This is a genomic window from Geitlerinema sp. PCC 7407 (assembly GCF_000317045.1).
Lineage (GTDB): Bacteria > Cyanobacteriota > Cyanobacteriia > PCC-7407 > PCC-7407 > PCC-7407.
This window is the reverse complement of sequence record NC_019703.1, coordinates 1074119-1094337: the sequence shown is the minus strand read 5'-3', so window position 1 is coordinate 1094337 and position 20219 is coordinate 1074119. Positions and strand designations below refer to the sequence as shown.

General features: G+C 59.5%; 16 protein-coding genes. 10 read left to right on the top strand and 6 right to left on the bottom strand.

Annotated elements, in window-relative coordinates; genetic code table 11:
• Window positions 1-35 precede the first annotated feature (35 nt).
• Complete coding sequence (gene sds, locus GEI7407_RS04680) at window positions 36-1007, top strand: solanesyl diphosphate synthase (RefSeq protein WP_015170979.1); 972 nt, start codon at window positions 36-38, stop codon at window positions 1005-1007.
• Window positions 1008-1042: 35 nt separating this feature from the next.
• Here sds and GEI7407_RS04675 read toward each other — a convergent pair whose 3' ends face one another.
• Window positions 1043-1513, bottom strand: coding sequence for a hypothetical protein (locus tag GEI7407_RS04675; RefSeq protein ID WP_015170978.1), 471 nt, complete (start codon window positions 1511-1513; stop codon window positions 1043-1045).
• A gap of 413 nt (window positions 1514-1926) precedes the next feature.
• On the opposite strand from GEI7407_RS04675, the gene hetZ reads away from it, so the two are divergent.
• The 7 genes from hetZ to GEI7407_RS04635 all read left to right on the top strand — a co-directional run bounded on the left by hetZ (window position 1927) and on the right by GEI7407_RS04635 (window position 12125).
• Window positions 1927-3069 carry a heterocyst differentiation protein HetZ gene (gene hetZ / locus GEI7407_RS04665; RefSeq protein WP_190274175.1) on the top strand — a complete coding sequence of 381 codons (1143 nt, stop codon included), beginning with the start codon at window positions 1927-1929 and terminating at the stop codon, window positions 3067-3069.
• Between the two features lie 322 nt (window positions 3070-3391).
• On the top strand, window positions 3392-4216 hold the full coding sequence (locus tag GEI7407_RS04660) for a PatU (RefSeq protein WP_150109721.1): 825 nt from the start codon (window positions 3392-3394) through the stop codon (window positions 4214-4216).
• Window positions 4217-4323: 107 nt separating this feature from the next.
• Window positions 4324-6645: a DUF3488 and DUF4129 domain-containing transglutaminase family protein gene (locus tag GEI7407_RS04655; protein ID WP_041268272.1), complete on the top strand. Its 2322-nt coding sequence runs from the start codon at window positions 4324-4326 to the stop codon at window positions 6643-6645.
• 235 nt (window positions 6646-6880) lie between these two features.
• Window positions 6881-7723 (top strand): pentapeptide repeat-containing protein, encoded by an 843-nt coding sequence (locus tag GEI7407_RS19335; protein ID WP_015170974.1) that lies wholly within the window; start codon window positions 6881-6883, stop codon window positions 7721-7723.
• Between the two features lie 185 nt (window positions 7724-7908).
• Window positions 7909-9426, top strand: a complete 1518-nt coding sequence (locus GEI7407_RS04645; protein ID WP_015170973.1) for an MBOAT family protein — start codon at window positions 7909-7911, stop codon at window positions 9424-9426.
• A gap of 370 nt (window positions 9427-9796) precedes the next feature.
• Window positions 9797-10879: a photosystem II q(b) protein gene (gene psbA, locus GEI7407_RS04640; RefSeq protein ID WP_015170972.1), complete on the top strand. Its 1083-nt coding sequence runs from the start codon at window positions 9797-9799 to the stop codon at window positions 10877-10879.
• Between the two features lie 187 nt (window positions 10880-11066).
• On the top strand, window positions 11067-12125 hold the full coding sequence (locus GEI7407_RS04635; RefSeq protein WP_015170971.1) for a glucokinase: 1059 nt from the start codon (window positions 11067-11069) through the stop codon (window positions 12123-12125).
• On the opposite strand, the gene GEI7407_RS04630 is transcribed toward GEI7407_RS04635, so the two are convergent.
• A complete protein-coding gene (locus GEI7407_RS04630; protein WP_015170970.1) occupies window positions 12122-13486 on the bottom strand; it encodes an ABC transporter substrate-binding protein in 1365 nt (454 codons plus the stop codon). The two genes, GEI7407_RS04635 and GEI7407_RS04630, sit on opposite strands and share 4 nt — an antisense overlap.
• A 230-nt stretch (window positions 13487-13716) precedes the next feature.
• Here GEI7407_RS04630 and GEI7407_RS04625 point away from each other — a divergent pair, with 230 nt between their 5' ends.
• Together GEI7407_RS04625 and GEI7407_RS04620 are read left to right on the top strand one after the other, a co-directional pair.
• Window positions 13717-14487 carry a YebC/PmpR family DNA-binding transcriptional regulator gene (locus tag GEI7407_RS04625; protein ID WP_015170969.1) on the top strand — a complete coding sequence of 257 codons (771 nt, stop codon included), beginning with the start codon at window positions 13717-13719 and terminating at the stop codon, window positions 14485-14487.
• Window positions 14488-14691: 204 nt separating this feature from the next.
• A complete protein-coding gene (locus GEI7407_RS04620) occupies window positions 14692-15960 on the top strand; it encodes an FAD-dependent hydroxylase (RefSeq protein WP_015170968.1) in 1269 nt (422 codons plus the stop codon).
• Here GEI7407_RS04620 and GEI7407_RS04615 read toward each other — a convergent pair.
• From GEI7407_RS04615 to GEI7407_RS04600, 4 genes are all read right to left on the bottom strand, one after another.
• The gene (locus tag GEI7407_RS04615; RefSeq protein WP_015170967.1) at window positions 15957-16799 is read right to left on the bottom strand and encodes a slipin family protein; all 843 of its coding nucleotides are present in this window, start codon (window positions 16797-16799) and stop codon (window positions 15957-15959) included. The two genes, GEI7407_RS04620 and GEI7407_RS04615, sit on opposite strands and share 4 nt — an antisense overlap.
• A 106-nt stretch (window positions 16800-16905) precedes the next feature.
• Window positions 16906-17784, bottom strand: coding sequence for a hypothetical protein (locus GEI7407_RS19330; protein ID WP_015170966.1), 879 nt, complete (start codon window positions 17782-17784; stop codon window positions 16906-16908).
• Window positions 17785-17865: 81 nt separating this feature from the next.
• Entirely contained in the window at window positions 17866-18906 is a 1041-nt protein-coding gene (locus GEI7407_RS19325; RefSeq protein ID WP_051030680.1) for a hypothetical protein, read from the bottom strand.
• A gap of 160 nt (window positions 18907-19066) precedes the next feature.
• Window positions 19067-19957 (bottom strand): hypothetical protein, encoded by an 891-nt coding sequence (locus GEI7407_RS04600; protein ID WP_015170964.1) that lies wholly within the window; start codon window positions 19955-19957, stop codon window positions 19067-19069.
• Between the last annotated feature and the right edge of the window lie 262 nt (window positions 19958-20219).

Sequence of the window (20219 nt, the reverse complement as noted above, 5' to 3'; positions counted from 1 at the left end):
AAATTTCGTAACTTACTGCCTGAGCCAGCCAGTCCATGACCTCAGCAACATCACTCTTTTCCCCAGTCGAGTCAGATTTGCAATTGCTGACGGAAAACTTAAAAAAGCTGGTGGGTGCCCGACATCCCATTCTGTATGCTGCAGCAGAGCATCTGTTTGGGGCGGGCGGAAAGCGACTGAGGCCAGCAGTAGTTCTGCTGATTTCGCGAGCGACCCTACCGGACCAAGGCGTGACCCCTCGTCATCGCCGCCTCGCAGAAATTACTGAAATGATTCACACCGCCAGCCTGGTTCACGACGATGTCGTCGATGAAGCAGAGCTTCGCCGAGGTGTCCCCACCGTTCACAGCAGCTTTGGTAACCGCGTGGCTGTGCTGGCCGGGGACTTTTTGTTTGCCCAGGCATCTTGGTATCTGGCCAACCTGGATAACCTCGCCGTCGTCAAGCTGCTCTCGGAAGTGATCATGGACTTGGCCGAGGGCGAAATTCGCCAGGGCCTGACGCAGTTTGACACCGGTCTGTCCATCGAGGCCTATCTCGACAAAAGCTATTACAAAACCGCTTCTTTGATCGCCAACAGCGCCAAGGCAGCTGGCTTGCTCAGCGAAGTTTCGCCAGAAATGGCCGACAACCTGTACCGCTACGGCAAGCACATGGGCTTGGCCTTCCAGATCGTTGACGACATTTTGGACTTCACGGGGTCAGCGGAGTCCCTGGGGAAACCAGCTGGCTCCGATCTCAAGAGCGGTAACCTGACGGCACCGGCGCTCTACGCACTGGAGGAGCAGCCTTACCTGGAAGCTATTATTGAGCGCGAGTTCACCCAGGAGGGAGACCTCGAGAAGGCCCTAGAGCTGGTGCAGACGAGCCAGGGTCTGGATCGATCGCGCGAGCTAGCGGCAAGCCACGCCAAGATCGCCGTGGAGGCCCTCGCCGATCTCCCCGCTTCCGATTCTCGGCAGGCTCTGCTCCGGCTGACGGATTACGTCCTGAGCCGCCTCTACTAAAACGCGCGCTCCCTGGGCTGAGCCGCTGGAGTGGTCTAGGCAATGTCGGGCGGGATCGGCGGGGAGCTCAGCTGGATAAGCTGTTCTCGAACCAGGGCTTGCAGGATCGATCGCTGCACTTCTACGCCAGAGTTGGGATCTCCGGGGGTCTCAACAAAGATGATGCTATCGACGCCTTCGAGGGCAAGCATCTGAAACAAGATGTGGGTGACGGGGACCGGTAGCGCCATCAAGCGCGGATCTTGGGCTCCCTTGGCACCGGAGGCGGCGTCGTTCAGGCTGGGAAAGGCGTAGATGACGGTTTTGGTGGTTTCGGTTTGGCCCCGCTGGACCAGCTCGGTCAGCATCCACTGCTGATCGAGGGATTGGCGAATGTAGTATTCCCGGTGGCGCAGCTGGAGCGCAATTTGTTTGAGCAGGGGGGCGATCGCGGCGATCGCCGCAGGAGTGCTGCCGTCCTGGGGCGCTTCTTCTAGCAGCACACTGAGCTGTTGATCGAGATCCATGGGCAACTGAATAACGAACTACCCTCCTCAGTCTAGTCCTCGATTCTGGCAATCTCGCGGATTTTAGCCGTCTTTTCGGGGTCGATGGGCTGCGCTTTTGGGGGCGATCGCGGGCTTTGTGGCTTTTCCCAGCCCTCTCTCGCGGGCGATCGCCCCTTTTTCAGGCCAGCAGCACCCTTTTGAGCGAACAATTCAAAGATTTTTGGCTCAAAAGGGTTAAGTTTCCTGATGAGCCGCAATATCGCTGAACGATCAAGTCACGGGTCTGTATTGGGACGCGTTGCCCGAAGCTGGGCAAAATTTCCCAGTCAGGCTTGGCGGACGGGCTGCGAAAACCAGGCCCCAGAGCCGCCGAAAGCCCTGTGCTAGGGTCTGTGGTAATCATTTGCGACTTCAGGGAGATCTGCAAGCGCGTGGAGGCGACCTTTCAGTTCATCTTTCAGGAACTTCGGCAGTCCACACGGGCTTCTGAGGTCGACTGTCGAGCCGTGGCGGGCCGCCTGAGCGCTGAGGTCTCTCGGATTTGTCTCGAGAGTCAGCGAATTCAAGACTCGGGGCAATCGGAGGCCTGGGCGATGACCCTTGCGCGCCATCGCCTGCAGCAGTGCTTGCGCTACTATCGCCTCAAATCTCGTCAGGGCCGGGTCGAGCTGCACAGCACCCTCAGCGCCATTGTCTATCGCTACATCAGTCCGCCCCAAGCCCACGCCAGCTATCAGGCCCGGGTTTTACTGATTGAGGACTTTTTGCAGAGCTTTTACCTCGAAGCTCTCAATGCCTTTCGGCGCGAAGCTGAGCTGGGCGATCGCTACTCGCCCGCCACGCTGCTGGAGCTGGCCGAATACATGGCCTTTTGCGAGCGCTATGCCAAGCGCCCCATCCCTTTGCCGGGGCGGCGCAAGCAGCAGCTCGTCATCTTGCGCGCCCAAACTTTTTCGCGGCAGCAGCCCCAAGAGGCTCTTGTGGATATCGAGCAGGCCGCCGAAGGCGCCATCCCAGAGGACGACCAAAGCTGGGGAGCGGCCTCGCTCCAGCAGGTCCGCGACCAGATGGTAGCTCAGGACAACGATGCGCCAGAAGCCACGCTGCGCACCAAGGTCATCAATGAGCTGACGGCCTATCTCAAGCAGCGCAAGCAAGCCGACTGCGCGGAGTATTTTCAGCTGCGGCTCAAGGACTTCTCCGCTAGCGAGATTGAGGCGCATATGGGCCTGACGCCCCGAGAGCGGGATTACTTACAGCAGCGCTTTAAGTACCATCTGATCCGGTTTGCGCTTTCCCACGAATGGGAGTTGGTTCATCAGTGGCTTGAGGCAGACTTAGAGAAAAACTTGGGTTTGACGCCGCAACAGTGGCAAGAGCTTCAGCAACGCATCACGGTATCCCAGGCAAGGTTGCTGGAGCTGAAGCAGGCTCGACAGCCCGATGGGGCGATCGCCCAAAAACTGGGTTGTAGCTTGACTCAGGTGCAGCGTCAGTGGTCCAAGCTGTTAGAACAGGCCTGGGAAATTCGTAACCAATTAATATCCGGAACAGGGGCATCGACCGATGAATAGGGAACCAGAAGCGTTTCAGCAAAGTTTTTTGAGCTGGTTGCTACAGGACTCTCTCCCGCTTCAGCCTCCTTCGGGAGAGCACTCCAGCCCAGACGAGTTTTCGGGTGCTCACGATCGCGCCACGAACCTTCCTCCCGAAGCGTTCCCTTCGGTGCATCCTGTGGCTGCGGATAATGACGCTGATTCAAACGCCTTTCATTCCCCCCATGCTGAGGCGCTAGACCCCCTAGAGGCAGAAGTTAGCAGCTTTGGTCCTCTCGAGTTGTCGTCGCTCGAAGGCGACTCGCTATCAGTGGGGAATCAACCACTCAAATCAAGAGAAATGTCCACCGTACAAGATCGTTTTCACGCCCTAATCAAACGTCGGTTGCAAACCGATATCCAGCGCCACCCGCCTTTGTTCCCGTGGGAGACGCAAATTTTGGACTATGAGCCCGAATCTGACGATATTCTGTCAGACGTCCGGATTCCCCAAGAAGTTCCAGCGGCTCTGTGGCTAAAGCAGCTTCAGACGGCGCTTCCTGTACCAGTGCCTGAAATTGTGCTGGGTCAAATTTTGGAGCGTTGCCAAGCCATCATGCACAGTGCTTTGCAAGAGGGCGCCAAGCTCGTTCAGGCGGTGGAGGCCCTATTTCCCGGCCAGGCCCCCACGCTCAATCATCTGGCGGGCCTGGTGCTAGTGTCGCCGCTGCGATCTGGGACAGCGACTCTGTCAGAAACGGCGCGGGAGCATTTCCCCCGCAGCTATGAGACAGCGGATCCGGCTCAGCAGATGGTGTTGTCCTTGTTGGCAGCTCGCGAGATTCTTTCGTCGCTGCGCATTGCAGTTGGGGCCGATCAAGCGCAGGCCGAGCGGCAGTGGCTGACGGCGCTGGGCCCGGTGACTTTGAGGGTCCAGTACCTGCTCCAGGACGGTCTGCCCTGGCTGCGGGTGGAAGGAGCGCTGCCCGGCAGCGGTAGTTTGCAGCTTCAGGGCGCTATGGCGGAGTCGTTTTCCCAGTGTGGGGGTCCGGGCAATCTGTGCGTTGAGCTGGCCTATCCCCAGGTGGGCGAGGAGTACGCGCTGGAGGTGGAGCTTTCGGATGCGGAGGAAGCTTTGCCGCTGCGGATGATGATTGGGGTGACGGGCAGCGCTGGGGCGAGGTAGCGGAGGACGCGATCGCCTTAGACACGCTAGGATAGCGCCAGCGTATTGATTGCGGACTTGCGATCGATGCGCTGGCGCTGCTTGTTGATGAGGACTGTCTCAGGCCGATGGCTAATCCGTCAACCTCCCCGCGATCGCCCCGTTCTTCACTGCTGGATCGGTGGCAACGACAAATCAATGCTGGTGAACTCCCAGAGCCTGAGGATTCGCTGCCCTTGCGGGTGATGGCTCAGGCGCTGGTAGTGGTGGGTATCATTGCGCTGGATGTGGCCGCAGCGAATGCGGCAGAGGCGACGGGCCGCAGTTTTTGGGCGGTGCCTCTCAGCATTTTGGGGGCGGTGTGGAGCTGGCAGCACCGGCGCGATCGCAACATCGCCATGAAGTTTTGCCTCGCCATCGGAATGCTGATTTCCTTGGGGGCTTTTTTTGCGCGGCTGGTGGGCGAGCTGAATGATACTCGCCTGGTGCTGGCCGAGCTGCTGGTGCAGCTTCAGGTGCTACACAGCTTTGATTTGCCGCGCCGCAAAGACTTGGGCTATTCCGTCGTGATCGGTCTGATTTTGCTGGGCGTGGCTGGCACCTTGAGCCAAACGCTGGCTTTTGGGCCGTTCCTGCTGCTGTTTTTGGCGATCGCCCTACCGGTGCTGGTGCTGGACTATCGCTCCCGCCTCGGCCTAGTCACCCAGGTCCTCCATCCCAAAAATCTCCAGAAGACCCTCGGGCCAGACCTTTCGACCAAGCGCTTGGGCCTGTTCTTTTTGGCAGTGGTCAGCTGCGGCTTGGTCATTTTTGCCTGCTTGCCGAGACTGCCCGGCTATCAGCTGCGATCGTTCCCGGTCAGCGCGCCGGTGGAGTTCCAAGGGGAATTTGACGGTCGTCAGGTGATCAATCCGGGGTATTCTCGCGGCCCCAATCAGGATGCAGAAGAAGAGGGCGGTGGCGGCCAGGGCAACTCGCCTGCCGAAGGGGCGGGCCAAATGGATCCCACCTACTACTACGGCTTCAATACCAAAATCAACCAAAACCTGCGGGGAGAGCTCGAGGAAAAAACAGTTTTGCGCGTGCGATCGCAGGCAGAGGGCTTTTGGCGCGTGCTGTCCTTCGATCGCTACACCGGCCAGGGCTGGGAGGTGTCCCGCAATGACCAGGTGACAAACCTAGAGCGACCCCGCTGGTCCTATCAGTTTTATTTGCCGCGCACGGCTCCTCTGCGCCGCCATCGGGAAGTGATCCAAACCTACACGGTGGTTTCGGATCTGACGAACCTGATCCCGGCCATGACGCAGCCCGATGAGCTGTACTTTCCCGTCGACAAAATCGCCGTGGATCCAGAGGGCGGCTTGCGATCGCCCCTGACCCTGCTAGAGGGGGTCACCTACACCGTCGTTTCCGATGTGCCCTTCCGCGATCGGGCGGCTTTGGGACAAGCAGGGACGAACTACCCTGCGCTCGTTGAGCGGCAGTATCTGGAGGTGCCGGAGGCGATCGCCGATCGGGTGCGATCGCGAACCGAAGAAATCATCGCCGCCTCCCCCAAGCCCCTCACCAATCCCTACGAAACCTCGCTGTACCTGGCCCAGTACCTCAAGCAGCGCTACAGCCTCCAGCCCGATCTCCCCTTCCTAGAAGCCCAAGAGGATTTGGTTTCAGCGTTCCTCTTCGAGTACGAAGGCGGCTATCCCGACCACTTCTCCACAGCGCTGACCATCATGCTGCGCTCCGTCGGCATTCCCGCCCGCCTGGTCGTCGGCTTTGGCCCCGGTCAATTCAACCCCTTTACCGGCCTCTACATCGTCAAGAACACCGACGCCTACGCCATGACCGAGGTTTACTTCCCGCGCTACGGGTGGTTTGCCTTTGACCCGATTCCCGGCCACGAACTCACGCCGCCCTCGATCGAAGAGAGCCAAGCCTTTAGCCTGCTGCGCAAGTTTTGGCAGTGGGTCGCTGGCTTCTTGCCCTCGCCGGTGAGCGGCTGGCTATCGCGGGTTTTTGGCGTTTTGGGCCAGGTCATTGGGGGCGTCATTGCCTGGTTTTTGCAGCTTCTGTTCCGCGGCTGGGTTGGCCTATTTGCGGGTCTTTTGCTGCTGGTCGGCCTGAGCTTCTTGGGCTGGTTGGGCTGGGGTCGCTGGCGCAGCTGGCGGCGTCAGCGCTGGCTCGCCAAACTACCGCCTATGGAGCGGCTCTATCAGCAACTCCTGGGGCTGATGGCCCAGTGGGGCTGGCAAAAGCGGCCTTCCCAGACTCCCTTGGAGTACGCTGAAACCCTACGCCAGCGATCGCACACGAGCGGTCCTCAGGTGGCCAACACGGCCAACGACATTATTCACGCCTACGTCAGCTGGCGCTACGGGGGTCGAAACTCTGAGGACATCTCCAGCCTTCAGGCCCGTCTGAAAAATCTCAAACGACCTCGCCGCTCCTCCTAAAGCTGCTTCACACGGTCCCCTCAGCCTGTCCGCGTGAAGATGTATGGAATCTTGCGCTAGGGCTCTCCCAAGAAGGAAGGTCAGACCTTAAGCTAAAAAGTGTGAGAGGAGTCGGGCGATCGCCCCCCACCAGCGTTCGGTTCCCCAATAGGGTTCACTACCGGTCTACCACCTTCAACAGCCACATAGGGTAACCACGCACCGGATAACCGTGATTCTCTGAGCGCATCAACCTATGAAACCTATTTTTTGGGCTGCCACCGGCCTAGTCTTCATCGCCAGCCTTGGAGCCCCTGCCAAGGCTGACTCCCGCGCAGATGTGCAGCGACTTATCAACACCAAGCAGTGCCAAAGCTGTGACCTGCGCAGCGCCGATCTGACCGCTGTTGACCTCCAGGGCGCCGACCTCCAGGGCAGCAACCTGGAAGATGCCATCCTCAAAAACAGCAACCTCGCCGGCGCAAACCTCGAGGGCGCAAACCTGAAACACATCAACTTGCGCGGTGCGAACCTACAAGGCGCCAACTTGCAAAAGGTCCAGCTCGGCAGCGCCAACTTGATCGACACAAACTTAGCCGGTGTCAACTTCGAGCGGGCCGATCTGCGAGGAGCCGACCTCGAGAATGCCATCCTCGCCAACGCCGATCTGGCCAACGCCAATTTCATCGGCGTCAATCTCGAAAACGCTGTCCTGAGCCAGACAAATCTCAAGGGGACCAACCTGATTGGCAGCAACATCGACGCCGCTTCCTACCTGTCTCCCGAGGTTGAGGCACAGATTCACGCCATTTATCAGGAAGTGCTGGGGCGTCCGGCAGACTACCGCGGCCTAAAGACCTGGGCCGACCGACTGGGAAGGGGCTGGTCAGTGCGCAAGGTAAGACTCAAGGTCGCTTCTAGCCGCGAGGCGCAGGTTCTGATTAGCCAGATGTATCAAAGCTCTCTGCAACGGGAGGCCGATCCCGCAGGACTGCGTACCTGGTCGCGCTGCCTGGGCCGGGGCTGGTCCCTAGAGAAGGTGCAGCAGGAAATTGAAAATAGTCCTGAGGCCCGCAACCGCAAGAGTTCCTGGATGTAGCAAAGAGGGCCGGAGCCCTCGCACAGCCTCCGGCATGCCGACCAACTTGAGAGAATCGAGAGCTTTGGGGCCGCTTCCCTGATGTCCTACATCGACAGGCGCAAATTGCTGTAGAGTGCTAGCGATCGCCTTCTGTTGGCGCATCCTGCCCTCATTGCCAGACCTAGCGCCCTTCAAACCGGCCCATGACTCTTCTTTCTCTGCTCTACGCGCTTTTTCTCGGTGGCGTCATCACCCTATTTTGGCTAGCCCAGCACCAGTCCCAGCGGCTGTGGGTTCTGCTGGTTGCCAGCCTCATTTTCTATTCGGCATCCCAGCCGCAGAACTTCTCAGGGCTGCTCGTCACCTTGGGGCTGCTGATGGGATTTACGGGGCTCAACTTCGGGCTGGGTCTGGTCCTGAGCCGCCCTTTAGACTGGCGCATTTCCAACGAAAACTGGCAGTTTGCCCAGCAGGACTGGAACCGCAGCCGTCTGGCGCTTCTGTGGGCAGGTATTGCGCTCAATCTTCTGCTGCTTTTCAGCTACAAATACATTCCCTTCGTCTTGCGATCGCTGGGCACTCTCCTCAACTTGCCAGCGGCCGCAGTCCAGGCTGACTGGATTAGCGAAAGCCTCGTTGTTCCTCTGGGCATTAGCTTTTTCTGCTTCGAAAATATTGCGTATCTCGTCGATATTTATCGAGGCGCCCCAGCCACCCAGCAATTTCTCAAGTTTGCTAGCTACAAATTCTTTTTCCCTAAGCTGATTTCTGGCCCTATTACTCGCTATCATCCCTTTGCGAAGCAGCTCCAAACCCTCAAAATACCGACGCCCAATCAAGTTGTAGAAGGCCTCTGGCTAATTGCCTGTGGCGCTATCAAAAAAGGACTACTAGCCGACAATCTGGGCACTGTTGTTGACTTGATTTTTGGTAATCTCCAGCGGGCCGGCAGCAGCGATCTTTGGCTCGGGGCGATCGCCTATGGATTCCAGCTCTATCTGGACTTTAGCGGCTACGTTGATATCGTTTTGGGCAGCGCCCTTCTGCTGGGTTTTAGCCTGCCGCCCAACTTCAATTTTCCCTATCTCAGCACCAGCATTGCGGACTTTTGGCGGCGCTGGCACATGACCCTCGGCGACTGGCTGCGCAACTACCTGTACTTCCCCCTCGGGGGCTCTCGCCAAGGCCTCGGCCGCACCTGCGTCAATCTCATGATTGTGATGGTCCTGGCGGGCATCTGGCACGGAGCCGCTTGGGGCTTCATCGTGTGGGGAGCGCTCCATGGCGTGGCCCTCGCGGTTCATCGCCTCACCGATGCCCATGCAAAAGGCTCCCCGTGGGCTCAGGCCTTTTGGGCCAGTCTGCCTGGCACGTTGGTTGCTTGGAGCCTCACCCAGGCGATGGTCTTTATCACCTGGATTTTCTTCCGGCTGCCCGATCTTCGAGACTCGAGTCTGGTGATCCGTCGCCTGTGGGGCCAAACAGCAGACGCTCAGTTTACGCAGAAGATTTATGTCGAAGCCCTCAGCATGTCTCCGGCACAAATCTGGGTGATCTTGGGGACGATCGCCGCTGGAATGGGCTTTGCCTATACGCTGCAGCGCGGGCTCAAACTCCAGCTCAGCCCCCCGATCAAAGCCATGCTGATTCCCCTATGCATTTTCATCGTGTGGCTGCTGGCACCACAGGGCGGTCTTCCCTACATTTATTTCGACTTTTAGCGCTTCGATAAACAATACAAAACTAAATATTTTTGAGAGCGATCGCTCAGTTTCATCTCTGGAAGACCTTGAAGAAAAACGGCCAAAAACCTTTTCAATCAAGATTTTTCAGAGTTTATTTTTAATGCCTATTTACAATCTGTAAACAAGTTGCGAGAAAACCTCAAAGTTTCTGTAAAAGAATCAAGATAATTTTTCGAAAACTTCAACCATGTACAACTAAGTTCGCAAAATATATACACTACTTAACTGATAAACAAGAAAAGCTAATGTAAACTTCTAAAACAAGCGGGCAACATATTTTGACCTGCTTGATTTATTCCTCTTCATTCATTTCTGTCCTTTCGTTCAAAGGCACTAATAACTCATCATGACTACAACACTCCAACGTCGGGAGGGTGGTAGCCTATGGGAGCGTTTTTGCAGCTGGGTGACCAGCACCGACAACCGCCTGTATGTGGGCTGGTTCGGTGTGCTGATGATCCCCACGTTGCTGACCGCAACCGTTTGCTTCATCATCGCTTTTGTTGCAGCACCCCCCGTCGACATCGACGGTATCCGTGAGCCCGTTGCTGGCTCCCTGCTGTACGGCAACAACATCATCTCTGGTGCTGTTGTTCCTTCTTCCAACGCTATCGGCCTCCACTTCTACCCCATCTGGGAAGCTGCTTCCCTCGATGAGTGGCTGTACAACGGCGGCCCTTACCAGCTCGTCGTTTGCCACTTCCTCATCGGCATCAGCTGCTACATGGGGCGTCAGTGGGAACTGAGCTACCGCCTGGGCATGCGTCCTTGGATCTGCGTTGCTTACAGCGCTCCGCTGTCTGCAGCTTTCGCAGTGTTCCTGATCTACCCGATCGGCCAAGGCAGCTTCTCTGACGGTATGCCTCTGGGCATCAGCGGCACCTTCAACTTCATGTTCGTGTTCCAAGCTGAGCACAACATCCTGATGCACCCCTTCCACATGCTCGGTGTGGCTGGTGTCTTCGGTGGTTCGCTGTTCTCCGCCATGCACGGCTCTCTGGTGACCTCTTCTCTGGTGCGTGAAACCACCGAGAACGAGTCTCAGAACGCTGGCTACAAGTTCGGTCAAGAAGAAGAGACCTACAACATCGTTGCAGCCCACGGCTACTTCGGTCGTCTCATCTTCCAATACGCTTCTTTCAACAACAGCCGTTCTCTGCACTTCTTCCTCGGCGCTTGGCCGGTGGTAGGCATCTGGTTCACGTCGATGGGCATCAGCACCATGGCGTTCAACCTGAACGGTTTCAACTTCAACCAGTCGGTCTTGGATAGCCAAGGTCGAGTGGTCGGCACCTGGGCTGACGTGCTCAACCGCGCGAACCTGGGTATGGAAGTGATGCACGAGCGCAACGCTCACAACTTCCCCCTTGACCTGGCTTCTGGCGATGAAATGCCGGTTGCTCTGCAAGCTCCTGCCATCCACGGCTAATAAGTTTGCATCTACTCGGTTCGCTACACCGTAGATAACCGATGACGCCTCCCCTAGGGGAGGCGTTTTTCGTTTGGGGTAGCTGGGCGAAAGGGGAGCAGCGATCGTAGAGTGGGGGTCAGCGATCCCAAGGCGAATGTGGTGCTAGAGTCGCTGAGAATTCGGTCTAGGAGAAAACGATAAGTTTATGGCGCTATTACTGGCAGGCGATATTGGTGGCACAAAGACGATTTTGCGGCTGGTGCAGAGTGATGCGGGCAGCGGCGATCGCCCCTTTCGGCTGGTGCCACGCTACGAAGCACGCTACCTCAGCGGCCATTATCGAAGCTTGGTCCCGCTAGTGCGAGACTTCTTGGCGGCAGCGGCCCAGGAGACGGGCGAAACCCTCCATCCTCAGCGAGCCTGTTTTGCGATCGCTGGCCCTGTGGTCAACAATACCTGCAAGCTAACCAACTTACCTTGGGATCTAGATGGCGATCGCCTCAGCCAAGAGCTCAATATCGATCAAGTCACGCTCATCAATGATTTTGCAGCGGTCGGCTATGGAGTCTTGGGCCTAGAGCCGTCGGATCTGCATACGCTCCAGGCGGGTGAGTACCAGGCCAACGCACCCATTGGCGTGATCGGAGCGGGAACTGGCCTGGGCGAAGGCTTTTTGATCCCCCAGGAAGGCGACTATCAAATTTACCCGTCCGAAGGGGGGCATGCGGACTTTGCACCCCGCTCAGAGCTGGAGTTTCAGCTGCTGAGGTACCTGCTGGACAAGCACAATATTTTGCGGGTTTCGGTGGAGCGGGTGGTCTCTGGCCAAGGCATCGTGGCGATTTATCAGTTTTTGCGCGATCGCGGCTCGGCCAACGAGTCGCCCGACGTGGCCCAGACAGTGCGCACCTGGGAAGCAGAAGCAGGCCAAACGGACAAAAGCACCGATCCAGCAGCGGTGATTTCTCTAGCAGCCTTGGCCGGACGCGATCCCCTATCTGGCCAAGCGATGCAGCTGTTTGTGCAGGCCTACGGCGCTGAGGCGGGCAACCTCGCCCTCAAGCTTTTGCCCTATGGGGGGCTGTACATCGCCGGGGGCATCGCGGCCAAAAATCTGCCGCTGCTACAGCAGGGGGATTTCCTGCGATCGCTCAATGACAAGGGCCGCATCAGTTCTCTGATCAAGAAAGTGCCGGTCCACGTCATCCTCAACCCTCAAGTCGGCCTGATCGGAGCCGCGCTCTACGCAGCCCGCCGGACCTAGGCTCCGCGATCAGACTCCGCCGCAGCGGGGGAGGCCGTTTGGGCACGGCCAAAAATCAGGTCAATGCGTTGCTGGGCGGTCTGGAGGGCTGCTTCGGCCGAGCTCTGGCGCAGCACCGTCGCCTCGATGGCCCGCCCCAGGTTCTCGGAGATGCGGCTGTATCCCGGAAACAGGGGACGCGATCGCCCAAACTGGCTCTGCTCCAGGAAAACCTTGAGGGCTGGCTGGTCCGCCACAAAGGCCTGGTAGGCGTCGCTCTGGCGAGACCTGAGATTGACCGGCAAGTAGCCTGTGCCCAAGGCCCACTCAGTTTGGAAGGCCTCACTCAGGACGTACTCGGCAAAGGTCCAGGCCGCCCGCTCCCGCTCCGGCGTGGTCTTGAAGAAAAACAGATTCTCGCCGCCCACTGCCGTAGCAGGCTGCTGGGCCTGGGGGATCGGCATGACGGCGTAGTCCACGTCGAGGTCCTGAAGCTGACCCAGGGTCCAGGGGCCAGTGAGCTGCATGGCCACCTTCCCCGCCAAAAAGGAATCGAGCTCATAGCCCCGCTCCGGCTGGGAGAGGACCGCTGAGCCATCCTCAACTAGGTTTTGCCACAGCTGCAAACCGGCGATCGCCCCTGGATTGAGCAAATTCACGTCCTGAGGCCCCACCGTGGGCGCGGCCAGATTGGGCGCAAACTCACCGCCCGCGCTCCACATAAACGGCAGCCAGGTAAAAACCACCCACTCACTTTTTCCCAGGGACAGCAAAATGCCGTGCTGGTCGACTCGGCCATCGCCATCTAGGTCGCGGGTTAGCTGGCGGGCCGCCTGACGGAGCTCCTCCCAGGTTTCCAGGGGTGGGGAAATGCCCGCGGCTTCGAGGAGACTGGGCCGATAAAACAGGCCCAAGTTATTGGTGGCGAAGGGAATCGACCAGGTTTGGCCATTGAAGCGCATGGATTCGAAGAGGGCGGGATCGATCTGATCGCCCAGGGGCGAGGTTTCGAGCCATTCATCCAGCGATCGCAGCGCGCCCAGATCCACCAGCTGCCCCGTCAGAGAGGCCGGATACCAGAGCATGTCCGGCGAAGCGTTTCCCACCACCGCCGCCAAAATTTTGGGCATTTGCTGATCGCCCTGGCCAATGTAGAGCGGCTCGACCTGAATGTCTGGATGCTCTGCATTGAAGCGGTCCACCAGCCCTTGCAGGACGTCCCGGTTGGGGGGCGGATTCACGCCGTGCCACAGGGTCAAGCGCGTCACGCCCGGCGGCGGGGCACTGATGGGCTGGCAAGCGGCGATCGCCCCCAACAGCAGCACTCCCGCCAAGACCACTCCCAGCCAGCGCCCTAGGCGAGCCAGTTCTCGATGAGCCATAGCATTTTCCCAGACACTCTGTGGCCATTGTCCCCTGGGTCGGGATCCCTCGCCTAGGGCCTCCCCTGGGAGCCCAGCTTGGCCCACCGGGAGGGGATCACTCTGTGGCAGACTACAGGTAGAACCTGGCGCGCCTGCTCCCACCAACCGGGGGGATGGGGCCTGTAAGGCCGGAGCGCGCTGCGTTTATCCCTAAAACTTTACGGTTTTGAATTCCAGTTCATAGCGCTATGGCAGGACACAGTAAGTGGGCGAATATCAAACGCCAAAAAGCCCGCGTTGACGCCAAGAAAGCGACCGTTTTCACCAAAATTTCTCGGGAAATCATCGTCGCGGCTCGCAGCGGCCTGCCGGATCCCGATGGTAATTTCCAGCTGCGGACCGCCATCGAAAAGGCCAAGGCGGCTGGCATTCCCAACGACAATATCGAGCGGGCGATCGCCAAAGGCGCTGGCACCCTCGGCAGCGAGTCCGCTCTCGAAGACATTCGCTATGAGGGCTACGGACCGGGCGGGGTCGCCATTTTGGTCGAGGCCCTCACCGACAACCGCAACCGCACCGCCGCCGATCTGCGCGCTGCCTTCAGCAAGAACGGCGGCAACCTGGGCGAAACGGGCTGCGTGAGCTGGATGTTTGCCCAAAAGGGCGTGGTGACGGTCAAGAATGTGGTCGATGAGGATCATTTGCTGGAAATTTCCCTGGAGGGAGGCGCGGAGAGCTATGAGCTGATCGAGCTCGAAGACGAAGACCAGCCCGGCGCTGAGGTTTTCACCGAGCCGACCCATCTGGAAGCCCTCAACAATGCGCTGCGGGCGGGCGGCTACAGCGTGACCGACGCTGGGTTTCGCTGGATTCCCGGCAATTCCCTGGAGGTCACCGATCCCAACCAGGCGCGATCGCTCCTCAAGCTGATGGATGCCCTTGACGATCTTGACGATGTCCAAAACGTCACGGCCAATTTCGAAATGTCCGAGGATCTGATGGCCGTCAGCATGGTCTAGAACCGCCGCTGTTCGCTGTGTTTGGCTTGCTGAGGTCTGAAATTCACGACACAATGAAAAGAAGTATGAAGCACTCTCTCCTGGTGCCGAGCCAGTTCCCATAGGCGCTCGGGATTTGGCCGGGAGGCGTTGGCTTCTGAGGCTTGGGCCTTCGGAGCCGGGGTGCTCTGGTTTTGCTTGCAGGTCTCTTTTCCCTTGCTACCGATGCCGCAGTCTCCTTTTCGTTCTGCTTCTGCCCAGCGCCTTGCTGATGCCCCACCCAGCGCTCTTCCAGACTACGACTTGGTGATCGTGGGCGGTGGCATTACAGGATTGACCCTGGCCTGCGCGCTCCAGGACTCGGGGCTGCGGATCGTCGTGGTGGAGGCCCAGACCCAGACAGCGGCGATCGCCCGACAGCAGGTCTACGCAGTCTCGTTGCTCTCCAGCCGAATTTTCCAGGGGATCGGCGTTTGGGACCAGATTTTGCCCAAAATCGCGACCTTTCGTCAGATTCGTCTCTCGGACGGCGAGCATCCAGGCGTTGTGCGCTTTTCGCCCCGAGATTTGGGTACCGGGGCGCTGGGCCACGTAGCCGAGCACCGAGTCCTTTTGCAGGCGCTGCAAGAGCATCTGGCGCAATGTCCCAGGGTGCAGTGGCTCTGTCCAGCGAGCGTCACTCAGATCCAGTACCAAGCCCAGGAGGCTGAGCTCACGCTGGAGGTCGAGGGTGAAGTGCGATCGCTGCGCACCCGCCTGGTCATTGCGGCGGACGGGGCGCGATCGCGCCTGCGCCAGTGGGCTGGCATCTCCACCAAGGGCTGGCAGTACTGGCAGTCTTGCATCACCTGCGACGTCAAACCGGCTGACCCCCACAGCGACACTGCCTATGAGCGCTTCTGGCCCGGTGGACCCTTTGCGATTTTGCCGCTGCCCGAGGGGCGCTGTCGGATTGTGTGGACGGAGCCCCGCGCAGGGGCGGAGGCGCTGATGGCGCTAGACGAGCAGGCTTTTTTGGGCGAGCTGCGGCGACGCTACGGCGACCAAATGGGGCCGCTAGCGCTGGCAGGCCCGCGGTTCATGTTTCCGGTGCAGCTAATGCACAGCGATCGCTACGTGCAGACGCGCCTCGCCCTGGTGGGGGATGCTGCCCACTGCTGTCACCCAGTGGGCGGCCAAGGCCTCAATATGGGCATCCGGGATGCGGCGGCCCTGGCCCAAGTGCTCCAGGCCGCCCACCAGTCCGGCGAAGACATCGGCAGCCTCGGCGTCCTGAAGCGCTATGAGCGGTGGCGGCGCTGGGAAAACTGGCTGATTTTGGGCTTCACGGACATCCTCGATCGCCTGTTTTCCAATGCCTGGCTGCCCCTGGTGGTGCTGCGGCGGCTGGGGCTGTGGCTGCTGCGCACCCTCCCGCCGGTCAAGGGCTTGGCGCTGCGGCTGATGACGGGGCTTCTGGGGCGATCGCCCCATTTAGCACGGCCGCGCCCCTAACCCATTTCGGACTCACTTTCTGGGCGTTCCTGGGGCGATCGCTCCGGCATCATCACCTTGGCGAGGCCCGAGCCCTGAGGATTTTGGCGCAGCGCCTCTGACCACTCTTTGGCCAAGGTCACGATGTCCGACGGCAGCATAATCAGCGTTGTCGTGTTGTTCTCAGCGCCGATCTCGGTGAGCATTTGCAGGCGGCGCAGCTCCAAAGCTGCCGGATGCTCTGTAATGCGCTGGGCTGCCTCGGCCAGCTGCGCCGAGGCTTCCTGCTCGGCCGCCGCCTTGATCAGGCGCGCTCGTTTTTCGCGAACCGCCTCGGCCTCCTTGGCCATTGCCCGCTGCATCGCCAGGGGAATCTCGACATCCTTCATTTCCACGCGCTCGATCACCACGCCCCAGGGCTCGGTGATCTCATCGACGATTTCTTGGACCCGCGCATTCACTTTGTCTCGATTTTGCAGCACGTCATCCAAAATGTTTTGGCCAACCACGTTGCGGAGAGTCGTCAGCGCCGTCTGGTAAACGGCGACCTGGTAGTTTTCCACTTTGTTGATGGCTTTGACGGGGTCAAGAATTCGGTAGTACAGCACCGCGTTGACCTTGACGGTCACGCTGTCAGCGGTGACCGTTTCCTGGGGCTGGATGTCGACGGTTTTGGTCCGAACGTCGACCTGGACTTTTTGGTCGACCCAGGGAACCACCCAGTATAGGCCCGGGCCCATGGTGCCTTTGAGGCGGCCCAGCCGGAAAATAACGCCCCGTTCATACTCTCGGTCGAGGCGCAATCCCTTGGCACCTACCATGAGGATTGCCGCCAGTAGCACACCTAATAGCTGTTCCATCTCGGTGCCCTCGAAGATACTCCGATTCTAGGCTCCGATTTTGGAGTCGTTTCGGTTCTTGGCGATCTTCTTTACCTTCGAGACCTTCGAGATGATAAGAGCGAAGCTAGGCTGCCAGAAATAAATGCAGGGCCACGATCGCTGCCAAGATCCCAACCAGCAGCAGATAGCCCAGGAGGTTAATCCACAGGCCGTAGCGATCGCTGGGAATCGTTTCGTCAGGATGCAGCGAGATCAGGCGAGCAAGGCTGCGGCGCACAAAGAGTCGTCCTTTGCGGCGATCGTCAAAGTGAAACAGGTGATCGGTGTTTTGGTAGCGGACCTTGAGGCCGCGGCGGGAGAAAGAAACCTTTTGCAAGTCGTCGATGGAGGAGGCAAATTGCTCCTTGAGGTCGCGACGGCCTCGCTTGGTCACGGCCCAGAGGCGCTGGTTGGTCAGCAGCAACAGGGTGGGCTTGCCGCGATAGCGCCCGCCCACCGCGTCCAAAACTTCTTCGCCGGGGGCCAGCTGCTCGGTGAGGGCGGCAGCCACGCGAGGGATTAGGTCTTGGTAGGTGATCCCCAGGGTGCCGAGACGGCGAAGGCGATGCTCATAGTCGGCCGATCGCAAGCGGATGGGCGGCGGGGGCGGCGCTGAGGGCGGGTGCAGCGCTGTCTCGAGGGACTCAGCGTCTAGCAGGGTGTCCCCTTGGGGCTGGACATCAAGCGTTTCCACCCAGTCGGGCTTTTTTTCGCCGAGCTGGCGACCGTAGATTGTCACCTCACTCAGTAGAGGCGAATCGAGGTTTTCGAGACCCCGGCGCACAAAAGACACCCAACGCCCTTGAGACGGAGCCTCTGCTCCCTCAAGCAAGATGTATAGACGCTGGCTTTCGAAGGTGGTTTTGACGCAAATCCCCTGAGGTTGGAGGTGGCGATTCATTAGGGTGGCGATCGCCCGAGGGTCTCCCTGTCTTGCGCGGTCCACAACGGTGAGGTGAGTCATAGTCGGGACGGAGGCGGTAACGAATTTGCTACCCAGAATACTCTACTTCCGCACATCCAACGGTAGAGGGAATATTGACTTTTATGGCTTGGCAGCAGCAGCCGGCGGTGGGGCTGAACGCAGCTTTGTTAGCTGATCTCGGGCTTCTTGATAGTTTTGCTGATAGAGCAGTCTTTGCTCTTGGACTTGGGCCGCGGCCAGGGTGTTGTCGGGGACGACGACCAAGTGGGCGATCGCCGCTTGCCACATCTGGGCGACTTGGTCCCACTGCTCGGGCGTCGTTGCTTGCTGGCTGAGGGTTTCAGCCTGCTGGGCCTGGCGCAGCGCGGCCTGGAGATTGGCCTGGGCTAGCTCTTCGGTGGCTAGCCGGTCCTGGACATCGGTCAGCAGGGGCCGGACCTCGGCGATCTCGGCTTCCACGGGCGCGTGACTCACGACGGGTATGACCGGCAAGGACTCTAGGCGATCGGCTGTGGTTTGTAGGGACTGACGGACCGTTTGCAGGGTCGCCAAGTCGGCGATCGCCTCCACATTGCCCACCTGGATGCGGAGATTTTGACTCTGGCTCACCGCGCGCAGCTGGCGCGACCAGTACCACGCAAAGGTTGCCGCCGCCCCCGCGAGGCCCAGCAGCAGCAAAAGGGCGATCGCTGCCCGCACCTTGGCCCACAGACGCGACGGGGCTCCCGGCGGCGTCACCGGCACGATCGCCAAAATTTCGTCGGCGCCCGTCGGGGTGAGCTGGGACGGCAGAGCGATCGCCGAACTGGGGTGCTCTGGCTCCTCGGCTTCGGTCACATTGTCCGGGACCGAGGCGATCGCGTCCGGCGTCATCGCAGCAGACAAATCCGGAACGCTGCCATTGCCAGACTCGCCAAGATCAATCGGCTCTTCCCACGCTGGCGACGGCTTACCTTGCTTGGTGCCGTAGAGCCGCACCGCTCGGAAGGTCGTGTACTCAGCCCCGAGCTTGTCCCGCAAGCCGATCAGCCCCTGCTGAACATAGGCGCTCAGGGCCTGACGGTTGGGGACCTGGGGACCTTCTAGAAAAAGATGTAGACACTCATCGCGCAGCGTTGCCGTCGCTGTAATCCCCTTCGGCTGGAGATAGCGATTGAGCAATGCAGCTAACGCGTCGGGTTCACCCTGTTTGACGCGATCAAATAAATCAGCCTGAGTCATTTCGCAGAGGCGGTGGAGGCACTTGCCTCCCAGGATACTACGGCCTTTTGAGGGGGCGCACTATATCAAGATTTGCCAGAATTTTGAGATTCTCCGCCCGCTAGGGCAAACTCGTCAAAGCCCGCTGGCGAGCATATTCACGGTTTTTTTGGTATTCCAGCGCTTTTTGCTGGGCGATCGCCGCCTTGGTGCTCCCGGACGGCACCGCCTGCATCGCCGCGATCGCCTGGCTCCAGTGCTCCGTGACCGTCTGCCACTCAGCCCCCGTCCGCGCCGACTGGGTCAGGCCCGCCGCCTTCATCGCTGCCGCCACCCCCTGCTGAAACAGCTCCTCCGAGGCCCCGGTTGCCCGCGCCGCCGTCACCAAGCTCACCGTTTGCACCGCCGGCCCAGGCTGGACTTCCTGGGACAGCAGCCAATGACGGGTTCCCCCCGCCATCAGCAGCGTCACCGCCGCGATCCCCAGCAGAGGGCGCTGCCAGACCGCCAGCAGCTGCTGTTTTCTCAGCAGACGGAGCACCGGAATTTTGGGGCGATCCGGCGGCACCGCAGCGGGGGCACCAGGAGCTTCTATCGCCGGAGACGGCAGTGTCTGGGGCGTCGCGGCAGATCCCCCAGACTCCAGCGTCGACAGCGACGTCGGGGCAGGCGACCCGATGAGCGAGGCAGGCATCTCGTCCTCGTCGTCCCCAGGTTCTCCCCACAAATACACAGTCTCCATCCAGGCAGGCTTTTTGCGACCCACCCGGCGACCATAGATCACCGCGCTATGGATCACTTCACTGCCCAGCAAATGCACATGGTCGTAGACCAAACCGACCGAGGTGGACTGATCGGGCTCTACGGGCGCCTCCACCAAGACATGTAGGCACTGCCCACGAAACGTTGCATTGACGTTGAGACCATGGGGCCGCAGATGACGATTGAGGAACACCACGATCGCTTTCAACTCGCCCTGCTGGGCGCGCGCCGTCAAACTAGCGTCATTCATCGGGAAACACGGAGTCTGAGGAAGAAGCGATCAATCAATTCTGCTACACAGCATAGCCTGAGAAATTCTCAGTGCTGACGAATTGCTGACACTTTATTCCTCGACCTCCAGCGGCGGGGATCGCCCTTACCAAGCCACCCGAGCAAACCACACCAGCAGTCCCGATCCCACACTCAAAATCACCACTTGCATGGCAATGAGTCGTATAATCCAGCGAATTGTCGGGGACATTTGCATGCGAGAGAATCCCCCAAAACGAGTG